Source organism: Vibrio sp. 10N.222.54.A3 (assembly GCF_041474095.1).
Classification (GTDB): domain Bacteria; phylum Pseudomonadota; class Gammaproteobacteria; order Enterobacterales; family Vibrionaceae; genus Vibrio; species Vibrio crassostreae_C.
This window is the reverse complement of the sequence record NZ_JBFRTN010000061.1, coordinates 19,167-33,805: the sequence shown is the minus strand read 5'-3', so window position 1 is coordinate 33,805 and position 14,639 is coordinate 19,167. Positions and strand designations below refer to the sequence as shown.

Sequence of the window (14,639 nt, the reverse complement as noted above, 5' to 3'; positions counted from 1 at the left end):
TGAGCTACTGAGCTGTTCTGTCTGGTATCTATTGCGACTTAGCCGCTTGTTGTAATTCTACAAGTGCATTGGCGAGTTCTGGTGATGGGTTCGAGTTCAACAATGGTAAAAATACCATTCTCAGTGTCGGAATCATCACTAAATCTGCAAATAACTGATTGAACAAGTTTTGGTTGCCCGTTTGTGCGAGACGCAGCAAGAACTGCTCAGCAATCGCAGGATCTTGCAGTGCGTGCCAGCTGCGACCAGCCAAACCAATCAATACTTCTTGGTGGCTTAAGCGCGGGCTAGCCAGAACTTGGTTAATTACGGCGTTGGTTGTGCTTTGCTCTGCGCCAGAAAGGGCACGTACCAGTGCTGACAGTAAGAACAGATCTGGCTCTTGACTGTTAATCTCATTCTCTGCCATTTCTTGTAAGCGTTGAGCGAGCTTGTCATTGATTTGCGTATGCTCAAGCGCCCCGAGAGTCGCGTATAGAGGTTCTGAAGGCAGCTTATTCAATGCTTTGCGAATCGCGACACCATTTTGTTGGCTGCCTAAACGAGCACACATATCAGTGATGCCTTGTAGGCCAACGGTTTTCCAGTTGTCCCAGCCTAGATCGCCTGTGAAGTAGTGTTGAGCGTGTTCGTAGTATTGGCTCGTTGCAAGGTCTAAACCTGCTCTTACTTGGCTATGGAACACGGCCATTTTGTCTTCTGAAGGCTTGAAGGTATATGGGTTGTTTGACAGCTTTTGTTGTTGCTCTTCGCTGATCTCACCGTTCAAACGTGTGCCCATCGCTTCGATAACAAACTTAAGGAAATTGCCGACATCACCTTGATGTAGTAGGCCTCTTTCGTCCAGTTTGAATTTTAGGAACCAGATCCAAGGTTGCTTGTGTTCGTTCCAGTAACTAATCGCTAAGTGAGCTTGTTTCTGAAGTGGAAATGGGTACGGCTGTTTCCCTTGCTCAACATCAGAGAATAAGGTGTTGTCGATCTTCTGAATACGGCGACCTAGGTCGTAGATATCGTATTGGCAACCGCTATTCTTCAATAACTGAGTGAGCGTGTGAATGGTTTCCATAGTAATAAAGCTCCTAACTTTCTTTCCTCAATAGATGGTACTCTATGCCCCAATTTCAAGGTCACTAGATAAATAACTTGGTGAAAAATGACAGCTGCCACAAAGTTACCTCCATTACTTCAACAATTAGAACAACAAATGCGCCAATGCTCCCTATGGAGTAGCGTTGCACCGTCGGATGAAGCTCTGGCGAGCGTTGAACCTTTTGCTATCGATTCACTGCAACCCGAAGAGTGGCTACAGTGGATCTTCATCGTCAAGATTAATGCGATGATTGATGCGCAAATGCCTTTACCTAAGGGGTTTGCTATTCATCCATATTTTGGTGAAGTGTGGAAAAATGAGGCAGACAAAGCTGAGCTACTAGTGACGATTCAGAGCATTGATGAGGTATGTGCGTAATGTTAGAGATCATTTATCAAGATGAGTACTTTGTCGCGGTGAATAAGCCCGCTGGCATGCTAGTGCATCGTTCATGGTTGGATAAACACGAAACGCAATTTGTTATGCAGACATTGCGCGATCAAATTGGTCAGCATGTATTTCCATTACACCGCTTAGACAGACCGACATCGGGTGTGTTGGTGTTTGCGTTGTCGAGTGAGGTTGCTTCACAGGTGATGCCAATGTTCGCTAATCATGAGATGCAAAAAACCTATCATGCGATTGTCCGTGGTTGGATAGAAGAGGGCGATACGCTCGATTATGCACTTAAGGTTGAGCTGGATAAGATCGCAGATAAGTTCGCGAAAGAAGACAAAGAAGCGCAAGAGGCAGTGACAGTCTATGAACCGCTAGCAAAAGTAGAAGTGCCATATTCAACAGGACGCTTTCCTACGAGCCGCTACTGCTTGGTTGAGATGATGCCAAAGACAGGCCGTAAACATCAGCTGCGCCGTCATATGGCTCACCTAAGACACCCAATTGTTGGTGATACTTCACATGGTGATGGCAAGCATAACCGCTTGTTCCGTGAAAACTTGGATTCACACCGTTTGTTACTGCACGCTTCAGAGTTGCGCTTTATTCACCCTTTCACTAAAGAAGAGTTGGTGATGAAGGCAAGCCTCGATGAAACTTGGCTACAGTTATTTGAAGCCTTTGAGTGGGATACTAACTTAATCGATGCTCAAACTTGCTTGTCTAAGTAAGTCTCGCGTGTTTAGGCAATCTCCAGTCTAAGTGAATAGAGAAAATAGAATAAAAAACAAAGGGCTGATAGTGATATCAGCCCTTTTTGTATCTGTATAACCTTAACGGCATAACTAATGTTGGTTAGTTAACAGTAATAGTTAGTCGCGGGATCATTTTAGCTTTTCTAGATCAGCTTCGATCTCAGCGATCTTGCTTGATACCACTTTCTCTAGATGGCGTAAGTCGGTAAGGATCTTCTGCTTCACATCCACCTCAGCCGTTGGCGTCGGTTTGGTGATTTTGTTGAGTTCATCAATCACAAGAGTGAGGTTGCGGTTAATCTCTGTCACTTCTTTGTATTGATTATTGCCACCGCTAACAAGCACACTTTTTACTTGTCGTGGGTACTTAAATTTAACGCTTTTCGCGAACAGTTCCCCTTTCTGCTTACGAAAGTAAATCTTCAGGATATCTTTGTGCGCTTCTTGGCGAAGGGAGTAACGTTCAATCTGTTTAGGTTCGTGGATACCTAAGCCAGTGAGGTTTGGATACATAAGCGACCTCTAGGTTATGAATGTAATACTTTTATGTAATTGACTTGATCAATGTAGCAGCCTAACGACGAGCTAGATAGTTGATATCTGTGAATTGATTGTAAGTTGTGGGCAAGATCGCTCTCTATCTTTGCCCACACTTATTTGGTTATTAAACCTGTTTTTAGACTGAATTCGCTTTCTAAGGTGCGAGTTCAGAAACGTGCTCGGTTAATCGTTCTCTTAGTGCCTGTTCTTGTTCTTCAGACAGCCTTCCTCCCGCTTCACTGGTCAGAATAAACAGATCCTCTGCTCGCTCACCTATGGTGGTGATTTTGGCACCGTGCAAGTTGATGTCTAGCTCCGCAAAGGTTGCACCGACTTGAGCCAATAACCCCGGCGTATCAAGAGCTCTTAACTCCATCAAGGTACGTTTCTTGCTCTTGGTTGGTAGGAACTCAACTAAGGTTTTGACCTTAAAGTGTTGCAAGTTACGTGGCGTGCGACGCGTCTTAATCTTAGTCGGGCGGCCATCAGTCAATACATGAGTCAGATGTTTAGCAACGGCTTTGTGTCTTGCTTCATCAATCGCTTCGCCGTGCTGGTCTAGTACGATAAAGGTATCCAAAACATGACCATCTTTGCTAACCATGACCTGCGCGTCATGAACGTTAAAGTTACGTCTGTCGAGTTCGGCAACCACGGTCGCAAACAGTGCTGCTTGGTCTTTACAATAAACGAACACTTCTGTGCCACCGCGCGTCGCTTTCTTACTGATCAGCACTAACGGTTGGCTTGGGTCTTCTAGGCGAAGTAAGTGCTCACAGTGCCAAGCGATTTGTTTATGTGTGTGACGCAAGAAATAATCGGCCTTAAAGCGTTGCCACAACACTTCAATCTCACGAGCGGTGAAGCCTTCTTTACGCAGCAGTGCTGATGCCATTTGTTGGTTGTGACGAATACGGTCTCTGACATCGACAGGGTTTTCCAAGCCGCGGCGCAGTGCTCGCTGCGTTGAGTGGAACAGCTCAGCTAACAGGGTTCGTTTCCAACTGTTCCATAGCTCAGGGTTAGTCGCACAGATATCGGCAACGGTTAAACAAACCAGTAGCTCGAGTGATTCTTCATCACGCACTTTTTTGGCGAATTCGGTGATCACATCTGGGTCGTAGATATCACGACGTTGAGCCGTTACTGACATCAATAGGTGATTTTGTACCAACCACGCGACTTGTTTGGCTTCAGGCTTCGATAGCCCGTGTTCAATACAGAAAGAGTAAGCCTCAACCGCACCTATCTCAGAGTGGTCTCCGCCGCGGCCTTTGCCGATGTCATGGAAGATAGCGGCAAGGATCAGCAACTCTTTCTTCTGTACTCGAGGATAGACTTCACAGCAGATAGGGTGCTTATCGTGGTTTTCGATTTGACCAAAGCGGTTGATGTGCTTGAGCAGGCGGATACTGTGCTCATCCACGGTGTAAACATGGAATAGGTCAAACTGCATCTGACCAACGATCTGGCTCCACTGCGGTAAGTACGCAGAGAGCACGCCCAATTTGTGCATTAAGCTAAAGGCTTTGTGCAGGGCATTAGGGTGGCGAACTAGATCCATGAACTTGTCACGAGCTTCAGGAATGGTATGCAGGAATCGGTTCAATCGACGGCGTGCCGTACGCAGTTGTCGCAATGTTGGTGGACTTACCCCTTCGATAGTCGAGTCATTGGCGATATGGATGAACATATCGAGAATGGTTTCTGGTCTTGCTTGGAATAGGGCAGGCTTGCGCGCTTCGATCAACGAACCTCGACGTTGGAAATCACTATCGAGAATTTCAGCGTCTTGGGTTTGACCGCCATTGATGATCGCTTGATCGAACAGCTTAAGCAGCATCTTATTCAGTTCAGCAACACGACGAAGGGTTCGGTAGAACTCTTTCATCATCATCTCAACACCACGGTTTCCTTCACCCGTATAACCCAGATGTTCAGCGACTTGAGCTTGATGCGCGAACGTTAAACGGTTGTCGTAACGGCGCAGTTCAATATGCAATGCAAAGCGAACACGCCATAAAAAATCTTGGCACTCAACGAGCTCACGATATTCAGCATCGGTCAGAAAGCCGTATTTGCTCATCTCTAACAAAGAGGTCGCGCCGAAGTGGCGACGCGCAACCCAGCTCAGGGTATGGATGTCTCTGAGCCCTCCCGGAGTCGATTTGATGTCCGGTTCTAAATTATAGGTGGTGTCGTGGTAGCGAGCATGACGCTCTCTCTGTTCTTGAATCTTGGCTTTGTAAAACGTCTCACTTGGCCAAAATGAATCGGAATGAATCTTCAGTTTTAGTTCTTGGAAAGTGTCTTCACTACCACATAACAATCGCGACTCTTGTAGGTTGGTCGCGACGGTTAAATCATCGGTGCCGATATCGAGACACTCAGTAATAGTTCGCACAGCATGGCCAACTTCGAGCTTTAAATCCCAAAGTAGAGTAATGAATTGACTGACCTTTTCACCAAGAGCTGGTGGTAGTGTTTTTTGCGAGACAATGAGAATATCAATGTCAGACAAAGGATGCAGTTCGCCACGACCATAACCACCCACTGCGACAAGTGAAATATGAGGCAGTTTGTTGAATCCGAAATTTTCCCACAAACGATTGAGAAGTAAATCCATGTATTCGGAGCGCAGTAGAACCAAATCGGTGACGGGATGGTGGTTCAGAAATTCATTTTTTTGATACTGCGTGAAGATCTCGAGCTGATTTTTTAATTCGCAGATTTCAATTTGTTCGTCATTGAACGTAAGAGGGCATTGATAAGGCATAGTCTGCTATCCGTGCAAGCAAATGAGAATAGTAAACAATTTAACAGAAGCTGATGGAAAATCGAAATTGAGTGGATAAAAAATATCCTCGACAATGCGAGGATATTTTTAAAAGGCTGATGCGCTCAGTTCGGTGAACTAAGCGTTCTTCATGATACGTGGGATTGTATCATCGCTGCGCAGTGTTAGTACTTCACAACCAGTATCAGTTACAACCAGAGTGTGCTCCCATTGAGCCGAGTTCTTGCTGTCTGCTGTGTATACTGTCCAGCTATCTTCGTCATCAAGACGACAGCCAAACTTACCCGCGTTGATCATTGGCTCGATAGTGAAGCACATGCCTGCTTTTAGTACGGTGCGATCGCTGTTCTTGTAGTGAACTACTTGTGGATCTTCGTGGAATTCAGAACCAATGCCGTGACCACAGTAATCTTTAACAATAGAGAACTTAGCGCGTGGGTTGTTCTTGTTGTTTGTTTTGATGTACTTCTCGATAGCAGTACCGATTTGACCAAGTTGAACACCTGGCTTAACTTGGCGCATGCCTTCGTAAAGTGCTTCTTGAGCAACCATGCACAGACGCTTGTTTGCAGGTGAAACCTCACCCACTAGGAACATCTTAGAGGTGTCACCGTGGTAGCCTTGAGGGCGAGTACTAAGATCGGCATTTGCGTCATCAGGGATGATAACTGTGATATCAACGTTCAGAATGTCGCCATCTTTGAGTACCGCAGGTTTGAATTGACCTGTGCTACCCGTCTCGTCTTGTGACGCGGGAATGCCGTGACACACAATATGATTGATAGACGTACAGATAGACTTAGGGAAACCGTGGTAATCGAGTGGCGCAGAGTATGCACCTCTTTCTAGAGCGTACTCATGACAAAGCGTATTGAGCTCTTCCGTCGTGGTACCCACTTGGATGTGAGGTTCGATCATCTCAATAATGTCAGCGGCCAGCTTGCCGGCGACGCGCATTTTTTCAATTTCTTCAGCAGTTTTAATTTTTACAGCCATTGCATATCTCTTAATTTGGTAGCACCTAAGTGTGCATATTGGGGCTATTCTATCAGTGCAGCAATTTAGCGCAACATTACCATGTCCGTACAATACTGGAGGATACTGTTAACGTGATTAAATAATGTTCGGTTAACAGATGCAGAACCTGCTTGATATAGACACTATTTTATAGAGAAAATTTACCTTTAGAGATCAGTATAGCAGTCGCCATTTTTAGAATTTTTTCTAGCCATAGATAGACAAAACATGGTATAAAGCGCGCCGGACATCAGGACTGTTTTCTCCAATTGGCGAAACAAGCTTTATGTCCACTAACTTATTTCTTTAAATCACACACATTCCGACACATGTTCCGGGGTGCCTCAACAACACAGATAACGGCTGAAAAGTGGTTAGTTGTTAGGGGTCGGATTCATGGGGGATGTGGAGGCCTAACCCCATAGAGGATTTTAAAATGGCAACTGTATCAATGCGCGATATGCTTAAAGCTGGTGTTCACTTCGGTCACCAAACTCGTTACTGGAACCCAAAAATGAAGCCATTCATCTTTGGTGCTCGTAACAAAGTACATATCATCAACCTAGAAAAAACTGTACCAATGTTCAACGAAGCTCTAGCAGAAATCGCTAAAGTTGGTGAGAAGAAAGGTAAAGTTCTTTTCGTTGGTACTAAGCGCGCTGCATCTGAAGCTGTTAAAGAAGCTGCTGTAAACAGCAACCAGTTCTACGTTAACAACCGCTGGTTAGGCGGTATGCTAACGAACTACAAAACTGTTCGTCAGTCTATCAAGCGTCTGAAAGAACTTGAAGCGCAAGCTCAAGACGGTACTTTCGACAAGCTAACTAAGAAAGAAGCTCTAATGCGCACTCGTGAAATGGAGAAGCTAGAGAAGTCTCTTGGTGGTATCAAGAACATGGGCGGCCTACCAGACGCTCTATTCGTAATCGATGCTGATCACGAACACATCGCAGTTAAAGAAGCAAACAACCTAGGTATCCCAGTTTACGCTGTAGTTGATACTAACTCTAACCCAGACGGCGTTGACTTCGTTATCCCAGGTAACGACGATGCAATCCGTGCAGTACAGCTTTACCTAAACGCTGCTGCAGACGCGGTTAAAGAAGGTCGTAACAAAGACGTTGCTGCTGTAGCTGCTGAAAAAGATGGTTTTGTAGAAGCTGAATAATAGCGGCTCTGAATCACGCTTGGCTTAGCTAATATAGATTTTGAAATCTTTATTAAATGTAAGCTAAGTTATAGTTAGATCGGGGGCCTCATTTTGGCCCCTGATTTTTACCTTATTTTCGAATCAACCGAGGAATAGAGAATGGCAACTGTAACTGCTGCTCTAGTTAAAGAACTTCGCGAGCGCACTGGCGCTGGCATGATGGAATGTAAGAAAGCGCTTGTAGAAGCAAACGCTGACATCGAACTAGCAATTGAAAACATGCGTAAATCTGGCGCAGCGAAAGCAGCTAAGAAAGCTGGTAACGTTGCTGCTGAAGGCGCAATCATCATCAAAGAAGAGAACGGTGTTGCTGTTCTTCTTGAAGTTAACTGCCAAACTGACTTCGTAGCAAAAGATGCTAGCTTCACTGCGTTTGCAGAAGAAGTTGCAGCTGCAGCAGTAGCTTCTAAAGCTTCTGTAGAAGAGCTACAAGCACAGTTCGAAGAAACTCGCGTTGCTCTAGTTGCTAAAATCGGCGAAAACATCAACATCCGTCGCGTAGCTTACGTTGAAGGTGCTGCACTAGCTTCTTACCGTCACGGTGAGAAAATCGGTGTTGTTGTAGCTGGTGAAGGCGAAGCTGAAACTCTTAAGCACGTTGCTATGCACGTTGCTGCTTCTCGTCCTGAGTTTGTTAACCCAGAAGACGTACCAGCAGACGTAGTTGCTAAAGAGAAAGAAGTTCAAGTTGAAATCGCTATGAACGAAGGCAAGCCTCAAGAGATCGCTGAGAAAATGGTTATCGGCCGTATGAAGAAATTCACGGGCGAAATCTCTCTAACTGGTCAAGCTTTCATCATGGAACCTAAGAAAACTGTTGGCGAAATCCTTAAAGAAAAAGGCGCTGCAGTATCTAACTTCGTACGTCTAGAAGTTGGTGAAGGTATCGAGAAAGCTGCTGAAATGAGCTTCGCTGACGAAGTTGCAGCGGTACAAAAAGGTTAATCCTTAGCGTATTGTTTGAAAAAAGACCGTGGCAAATGCTGCGGTCTTTTTATGAATAGTGAACTATTTTTGAAGGCAACGTTAGTGGTTATGAATGCAAACTGACTTACTCAGTTTTTATCCATGACTGTTAATCATCAACTCTTTGGAAGGTAAACTCCATGACTACGAACCCTAAACCAGTGTATCAACGTATTCTGTTAAAACTTAGCGGTGAAGCGCTACAAGGCGAAGAAGGTTTTGGTATTGACCCAACGATCCTTGATCGTATGGCTCAAGAAGTAAAAGAATTGGTTGAACTAGGCGTTCAAGTTGGTGTTGTTATCGGTGGCGGTAACTTGTTCCGTGGTGCTGGTCTTGCTGAAGCTGGCATGAACCGCGTTGTTGGTGACCACATGGGTATGCTTGCAACGGTAATGAACGGCCTTGCAATGCGTGACGCTCTTCACCGTGCTTACGTAAACGCACGTGTAATGTCTGCAATCCCTCTTAAAGGTGTGTGTGACGACTACAACTGGGCAGATGCAATCAGCCAACTACGTCAAGGTCGCGTTGTGATCTTCTCTGCTGGTACGGGTAACCCATTCTTCACTACGGATTCTGCTGCATGTCTACGTGGTATCGAAATCGAAGCTGACGTAGTTCTAAAAGCGACAAAAGTAGATGGTGTATTTACTTCTGACCCTGTAGCAAACCCAGACGCAGAGTTGTATGATACGTTGTCTTACAACACGGTTCTTGATAAAGAACTTAAAGTAATGGACTTGGCTGCATTTACGCTAGCACGTGATCACAAAATGCCAATCCGTGTATTTAACATGAATAAACCAGGCGCACTACGTCGCGTGGTTATGGGTGAAACTGAAGGTACATTAATCAGCGACGCTGACTAATTTTTCGGGCTTACTGAGGTGTTGTACCTTGGTAAGCTTATCCTTATCACTCCAAATAAAAAGCTTTCTTGAAGAAAGAACATAATCAAGGTGAAATTGTGATTAACGAAATCAAAAAAGACGCTCAAGAGCGCATGGTAAAAAGTGTTGATGCACTAAAAAACAGCCTGCAAAAGATTCGTACAGGCCGTGCGCACCCGAGCCTACTTTCTGGTCTTACTGTTGAGTACTACGGTGCTCCAACGCCTTTGACTCAAGTAGCTAACGTTATCGCTGAAGATGCACGTACACTAGCTATTACAGTGTTTGATAAAACACTGACTCCTCTAGTTGAAAAAGCAATCCTGACATCTGACCTAGGCCTAAACCCTATGTCTGCGGGTACGGTTATCCGTGTTCCACTTCCACCGCTAACGGAAGAGCGTCGTAAAGACCTAGTTAAAATCGTTCGTGGCGAAGCTGAAGGTGGCCGTGTTGCTATCCGTAACATCCGTCGTGACGCGAATGGCGATCTAAAAGCACTTCTTAAAGATAAAGAAATCTCTGAAGATGAAGATCGTAAAGCACAAGACGAAATTCAAAAGCTAACTGACGCTGCGGTTAAGAACGTAGACGAAGTTCTAGCTGTTAAAGAAAAAGAGTTGATGGAAGTTTAATTTTCCATATTCTTTTCTTTCCGGAAAAACGCTGTACTCACGGTGCAGCGTTTTTTTATGCTACTCTGTTCGACTATTAGAATTTGATTCACTCTTTTATGCATAATTCTCAAGCGTTCACAGACTCTCTTCCTAAACACATTGCTATCATTATGGATGGTAATGGTCGCTGGGCAAAAGCTCAGGGCAAGCCTCGCGTCTTTGGCCATAAAAACGGTGTTCAAGCCGTTCGTAAAACTATCTCTTCTGCAGCCAGACTTGGCATTAAAGCCGTTACTCTTTTTGCATTTAGTAGCGAAAACTGGCGTCGTCCTGAAGAAGAAGTCGGTATCTTGATGGAACTGTTTATTTCAGTGCTGTCGAGTGAAGTTAAAAAGCTTCATAAAAATAATCTACAACTTCGTGTTATTGGTGATAAAAGTCGTTTCAATGATCGACTACAAAAGAAGATAGAAGAAGCGGAAGCTTTGACTAGCACCAATACGGGTATGGTTATTAATATTGCAGCTAACTACGGCGGTAAGTGGGATATTCAGCAAGCAATGACCTCTATTGCTCAACAGGTAAAGTCTGGTGATATTAATGTAGATGACATTGATGAAGCTATGATTACACAGCACCTGACAATGGCAGATATTCCTGAAGTCGATCTACTTATCCGTACCAGTGGCGAATGCCGCATTAGTAATTTTATGCTTTGGCAGTTGGCTTACGCCGAAATGTATTTCACTGAACAATTCTGGCCAGACTTTAATGAAGACAGCTTAGTAGAAGCTGTGACTTGGTTTGTTAACCGTGAGCGTCGTTTTGGATGCACCGGTGAGCAAATTAAAGCTCTGATGGACAGTTAATAAGGATTTTTTGGTTTGAAACAACGAATTATTACGGCGTTGATTTTAGCTCCCCTAGTTATTCTAGGTATTTTCGAGTTATCACTTCCTACATTTATTCTTTCACTAGCGGTAATCTCGCTATTGGGTTTTTGGGAGTGGACTCAGTTTGTTGAAAGCAAATCGCGTTATTTAGCGTTGATTCCAACGGTTGTGGTAAGTGCTGCAAGTTTTGCTTTTATCCCTTTTGATGCATTTAGCCTTAATATCTTGTCTACTGCTCACTACGCCATTCTAACGATTGGCTCGATTTGGTGGGTAATCGCGAGTGGCATGGCGGTGACTTATCCTAAGTCTATGCCTGCATGGAAAGACTCTTCTCTTCTTCGTCACACCTTTGGTGTGCTGACTCTGCTGCCATTCTTCTGGAGTGTGGTTATCCTGCGTGCTAACGGTATCGATGCTGATCCTTACCACGGTGCTAAACTGGTGATGTTTGTTTGCTTGCTTGTTTGGGCTGCAGATAGCGGCGCATACTTTTCAGGAAAGAGTTTTGGTAAGCGTAAAATGGCACCAGCGGTAAGCCCTAATAAGACGATTGAAGGTCTTATCGGTGGCATTATTACTGCGGTGATCGTGGCTTGGATCTTTGCTGACTTGTTTGACATCCAATTCACAAGCCCACTTCACATGATTGTTATTACCCTTGTGACCGTTGTTATTTCTGTTCTAGGTGACCTTGTTGAAAGCATGTTTAAGCGTGTTTCTGGGGTGAAAGACAGCAGTAATCTGATTCCTGGTCATGGTGGTATACTAGATAGAATAGATAGCTTAACGGCTGCATTCCCTGTCTTTGCTCTGCTTTATTTAGCATTCTAATAAAAAAGGGCAGTGATTCTGCCCTTTATTACATTTCTACGGTCATATGTGATGCGAAATCTAACTATCCTTGGCGCTACCGGCTCAATTGGTGCAAGTACACTAAAAGTCGTTGAGCAAAACCCAGATCTCTATTCAGTGGTTGCACTGGCTGCAGGCTCGAATGTTGAAAAGATGCTGGCGTTAGTTGAAAAGTGGCAACCAAGCTATGTTGCTATGGCTTGCTCTGATGCAGCGTCTCAACTGACTGAAGTGTTGTCCGTGAGTTACCCTAACGTAAAAGTACTTTCAGGCACTGAAGGCATGTGTCAGGTTGCTTCTCTAGAGGAAGTGGACACGGTAATGGCCGCGATTGTTGGTGCCGCTGGTTTACTTCCTACTATGTCTGCGGTTAAAGCGGGCAAGCGTATCTTGCTTGCAAACAAAGAAGCTTTGGTGATGTCTGGGCAGTTGTTTATCGACGCCGTGGAAAAATACGGTGCAGAGCTGCTTCCTGTCGATAGCGAGCATAATGCTATTTTCCAATGCCTTCCGCAGAACGTACAAACTAACCTAGGCCGCTGTAACCTTGAAGAAAACGGCATTAACCATATTCTTCTGACTGGTTCTGGTGGTCCTTTCCGTTATACCGATGTGGCTGAACTCGAATCAGTGACTCCTGAACGCGCAATTGCACACCCTAACTGGTCTATGGGGCCTAAGATCTCTGTCGATTCTGCGACTATGATGAATAAAGGGCTAGAGTACATTGAAGCGAAATGGCTATTTAATGCTTCTCAGGAGCAGTTAAAGGTCATCATTCACCCGCAGTCTGTGATTCACTCGATGGTTCAGTACAAGGATGGCTCTGTGCTTGCTCAAATGGGCGAACCAGATATGGCAACGCCAATCGCTTTGACGATGTCTTACCCTAATCGTACCGAGGCGGGTGTTAAGCCTTTAGACTTTACTAAAGTGGGTGAGCTTACCTTCTTAGAACCAGATTTCAGTCGTTACCCGTGTTTGAGGTTAGCGATTGAAGCGTGCTACTTAGGTCAGCATGCGACAACAGCCATTAATGCAGCAAACGAGATCGCGGTCGATGCTTTCTTGAACAATCAGGTGAAGTTTACCGATATTGCTGTCATTAACGAACACGTTATGAGCAAAGTATGTGAACAACATAACTCTGAGGGTTTAGATAGCTTGGAAAGCCTTCTCGAGCTCGATAATATGTCTCGTCAAATAGCCATTCAATTTATTAAAGAGCAGCTAGCATGAGTGGAATTCTGTGGAACTTCGCATCTTTTATCGTAGCGCTTGGCATTCTGGTTGCTGTTCATGAGTTTGGACACTTCTGGGTCGCTCGTCGTTGTGGTGTGAAAGTTGAAAAATTCTCGATTGGTTTTGGTAAATCAATCTGGAGTAAAGTGGGCCGTGATGGTACTGAATACAGCTTATCAGTGATTCCACTGGGCGGCTACGTTAAGATGCTCGATGGTCGTGTTGACGACCTATCAGAAGATGAGCAGCAGTACGCGTTTGATAAAAAGCCATTGTGGAAGCGAACCGCGATTGTTGGCGCTGGACCAGCGTTTAACTTCATCTTTGCTGTGTTTGCATATTGGTTAGTATTTTTGATTGGCGTACCCGCGGTTAAGCCCGTGATTGGTGAAGTCACTCCACAATCTATTGCTGCACAAGCCGGAATTGAAACTGGAATGGAACTTAAATCTATTTCAGGAATCAAAACCGCAGATTGGGAATCAGTCAATATGGGGTTGATATCGCACATTGGTGATCAATCCATGACAGTGACGGTTGCTTCTCAAGACGACATCGGCTTTGAGCAACAAATGACATTGGATATTTCAGACTGGTCGTTCAACCCAGAAACTGAATCTGCAATGACAACGCTGGGCTTTAGACCGTATTCTCCAGAGATATCGACCGTACTGGCTCAAATCATTGATGATGGCGCTGCATACGATGCAGGTCTTGAAGCTGGCGATAAAATTGTTGAGATTAACGGTCAACCTATTGAACAGTGGCAGTCGGTTGTTGAGTTAATTCGTGCTAATCCAATGGCATCATTGGACTTGGTCGTATTGCGAAATGGTGCCGAGCAGTCATTGGTTATGACACCAAAAAGTCGAGAGCTTTCTGATGGTTCGACAATCGGCTATGCAGGTATTGCTCCGGAAGTCGCAGAATGGCCAGAAGATTATCGCTTTGAGTTACAATTTGGTGTAATTGAGTCTGTAGGAAAAGCATTTGATAAAACAGGTCAAATCATTGGATTGACACTGACAATGCTTAAGAAGCTCATCGTTGGTGATGTTGGCTTAAACAACTTGAGTGGCCCTATTTCAATCGCTAAAGGTGCAGGTACAACCGCCGATTATGGTCTGGTTTACTTCTTGGGCTTTTTGGCTCTGATTAGTGTTAACTTAGGGATTATTAATTTGGTTCCGCTGCCTATGCTTGATGGCGGACATTTGCTGTTTTTCGCTATTGAGGCCGTTACTCGTAAACCGGTACCTGAGAAAGTTCAGGAAATGGGATACAGAGTGGGAGGGGCAATCCTCTTCTCATTGATGGCTCTGGCAATATTTAACGATTTTACTCGTCTGTGAATGGTTTCTCACA

Annotated in this window: 14 protein-coding genes; 10 read left to right on the top strand and 4 right to left on the bottom strand. The window is 44.7% G+C overall.

Going from position 1 to position 14,639, the window contains the following annotated elements:
* Nucleotides 1–28: 28 nt before the first annotated feature.
* Complete coding sequence (locus AB4507_RS13835) at nucleotides 29–1,069, bottom strand: DUF3549 family protein (protein WP_017060747.1); 1,041 nt, start codon at nucleotides 1,067–1,069, stop codon at nucleotides 29–31.
* Nucleotides 1,070–1,156: 87 nt separating this feature from the next.
* Here AB4507_RS13835 and AB4507_RS13830 point away from each other — a divergent pair, with 87 nt between their 5' ends.
* Both AB4507_RS13830 and truC read left to right on the top strand, forming a co-directional pair.
* Nucleotides 1,157–1,471, top strand: a complete 315-nt coding sequence (locus AB4507_RS13830) for a YqcC family protein (RefSeq protein WP_105057493.1) — start codon at nucleotides 1,157–1,159, stop codon at nucleotides 1,469–1,471.
* On the top strand, nucleotides 1,471–2,220 hold the full coding sequence (gene truC, locus AB4507_RS13825; protein WP_372182841.1) for a tRNA pseudouridine(65) synthase TruC: 750 nt from the start codon (nucleotides 1,471–1,473) through the stop codon (nucleotides 2,218–2,220). The genes AB4507_RS13830 and truC overlap by 1 nt, the downstream gene beginning before the upstream one ends.
* Nucleotides 2,221–2,373: 153 nt before the next feature.
* Here the strand turns inward: truC and AB4507_RS13820 are convergent, their stop codons facing one another.
* The 3 genes from AB4507_RS13820 to map form a co-directional block, all read right to left on the bottom strand.
* A complete protein-coding gene (locus tag AB4507_RS13820; protein ID WP_004734354.1) occupies nucleotides 2,374–2,757 on the bottom strand; it encodes a DUF3461 family protein in 384 nt (127 codons plus the stop codon).
* A 181-nt stretch (nucleotides 2,758–2,938) separates the two neighbouring features.
* Nucleotides 2,939–5,560, bottom strand: a complete 2,622-nt coding sequence (glnD, locus tag AB4507_RS13815; protein WP_017060744.1) for a bifunctional uridylyltransferase/uridylyl-removing protein GlnD — start codon at nucleotides 5,558–5,560, stop codon at nucleotides 2,939–2,941.
* A 138-nt stretch (nucleotides 5,561–5,698) separates the two neighbouring features.
* A complete protein-coding gene (gene map, locus AB4507_RS13810) occupies nucleotides 5,699–6,577 on the bottom strand; it encodes a type I methionyl aminopeptidase (RefSeq protein WP_017060743.1) in 879 nt (292 codons plus the stop codon).
* Between the two features lie 457 nt (nucleotides 6,578–7,034).
* Between map and rpsB the strand changes: the two genes are divergently transcribed.
* From rpsB to rseP, 8 genes are all read left to right on the top strand, one after another.
* Entirely contained in the window at nucleotides 7,035–7,766 is a 732-nt protein-coding gene (rpsB, locus tag AB4507_RS13805; protein WP_032546326.1) for a 30S ribosomal protein S2, read from the top strand.
* A gap of 141 nt (nucleotides 7,767–7,907) precedes the next feature.
* On the top strand, nucleotides 7,908–8,753 hold the full coding sequence (tsf, locus tag AB4507_RS13800; RefSeq protein ID WP_017063361.1) for a translation elongation factor Ts: 846 nt from the start codon (nucleotides 7,908–7,910) through the stop codon (nucleotides 8,751–8,753).
* 161 nt (nucleotides 8,754–8,914) lie between these two features.
* On the top strand, nucleotides 8,915–9,646 hold the full coding sequence (pyrH, locus tag AB4507_RS13795; protein WP_017060742.1) for a UMP kinase: 732 nt from the start codon (nucleotides 8,915–8,917) through the stop codon (nucleotides 9,644–9,646).
* 98 nt (nucleotides 9,647–9,744) lie between these two features.
* Nucleotides 9,745–10,302 (top strand): ribosome recycling factor, encoded by a 558-nt coding sequence (gene frr / locus AB4507_RS13790; protein WP_017060741.1) that lies wholly within the window; start codon nucleotides 9,745–9,747, stop codon nucleotides 10,300–10,302.
* A gap of 98 nt (nucleotides 10,303–10,400) precedes the next feature.
* Nucleotides 10,401–11,153, top strand: a complete 753-nt coding sequence (locus AB4507_RS13785) for an isoprenyl transferase (protein ID WP_017063364.1) — start codon at nucleotides 10,401–10,403, stop codon at nucleotides 11,151–11,153.
* 15 nt (nucleotides 11,154–11,168) lie between these two features.
* A complete protein-coding gene (locus tag AB4507_RS13780) occupies nucleotides 11,169–12,011 on the top strand; it encodes a phosphatidate cytidylyltransferase (protein WP_372182840.1) in 843 nt (280 codons plus the stop codon).
* Between the two features lie 51 nt (nucleotides 12,012–12,062).
* A complete protein-coding gene (gene ispC, locus AB4507_RS13775) occupies nucleotides 12,063–13,271 on the top strand; it encodes a 1-deoxy-D-xylulose-5-phosphate reductoisomerase (protein WP_017060737.1) in 1,209 nt (402 codons plus the stop codon).
* Entirely contained in the window at nucleotides 13,268–14,626 is a 1,359-nt protein-coding gene (rseP, locus tag AB4507_RS13770; RefSeq protein WP_372182839.1) for a sigma E protease regulator RseP, read from the top strand. Before ispC ends, rseP begins: the two co-directional genes overlap by 4 nt.
* Nucleotides 14,627–14,639: the final 13 nt, after the last annotated feature.

Excerpts from the sequence above, each read along its gene's own strand:
- AB4507_RS13835 (WP_017060747.1), bottom strand. The coding sequence starts at position 1,069 with ATGGAAACCATTCACACGCTCACTCAGTTATTGAAGAATAGCGGTTGC.
- AB4507_RS13830 (WP_105057493.1), top strand. The coding sequence starts at position 1,157 with ATGACAGCTGCCACAAAGTTACCTCCATTACTTCAACAATTAGAACAA.
- truC (WP_372182841.1), top strand. The coding sequence starts at position 1,471 with ATGTTAGAGATCATTTATCAAGATGAGTACTTTGTCGCGGTGAATAAG.
- AB4507_RS13820 (WP_004734354.1), bottom strand. The coding sequence starts at position 2,757 with ATGTATCCAAACCTCACTGGCTTAGGTATCCACGAACCTAAACAGATT.
- glnD (WP_017060744.1), bottom strand. The coding sequence starts at position 5,560 with ATGCCTTATCAATGCCCTCTTACGTTCAATGACGAACAAATTGAAATC.
- map (WP_017060743.1), bottom strand. The coding sequence starts at position 6,577 with ATGGCTGTAAAAATTAAAACTGCTGAAGAAATTGAAAAAATGCGCGTC.
- rpsB (WP_032546326.1), top strand. The coding sequence starts at position 7,035 with ATGGCAACTGTATCAATGCGCGATATGCTTAAAGCTGGTGTTCACTTC.
- tsf (WP_017063361.1), top strand. The coding sequence starts at position 7,908 with ATGGCAACTGTAACTGCTGCTCTAGTTAAAGAACTTCGCGAGCGCACT.
- pyrH (WP_017060742.1), top strand. The coding sequence starts at position 8,915 with ATGACTACGAACCCTAAACCAGTGTATCAACGTATTCTGTTAAAACTT.
- AB4507_RS13785 (WP_017063364.1), top strand. The coding sequence starts at position 10,401 with ATGCATAATTCTCAAGCGTTCACAGACTCTCTTCCTAAACACATTGCT.
- ispC (WP_017060737.1), top strand. The coding sequence starts at position 12,063 with ATGCGAAATCTAACTATCCTTGGCGCTACCGGCTCAATTGGTGCAAGT.
- rseP (WP_372182839.1), top strand. The coding sequence starts at position 13,268 with ATGAGTGGAATTCTGTGGAACTTCGCATCTTTTATCGTAGCGCTTGGC.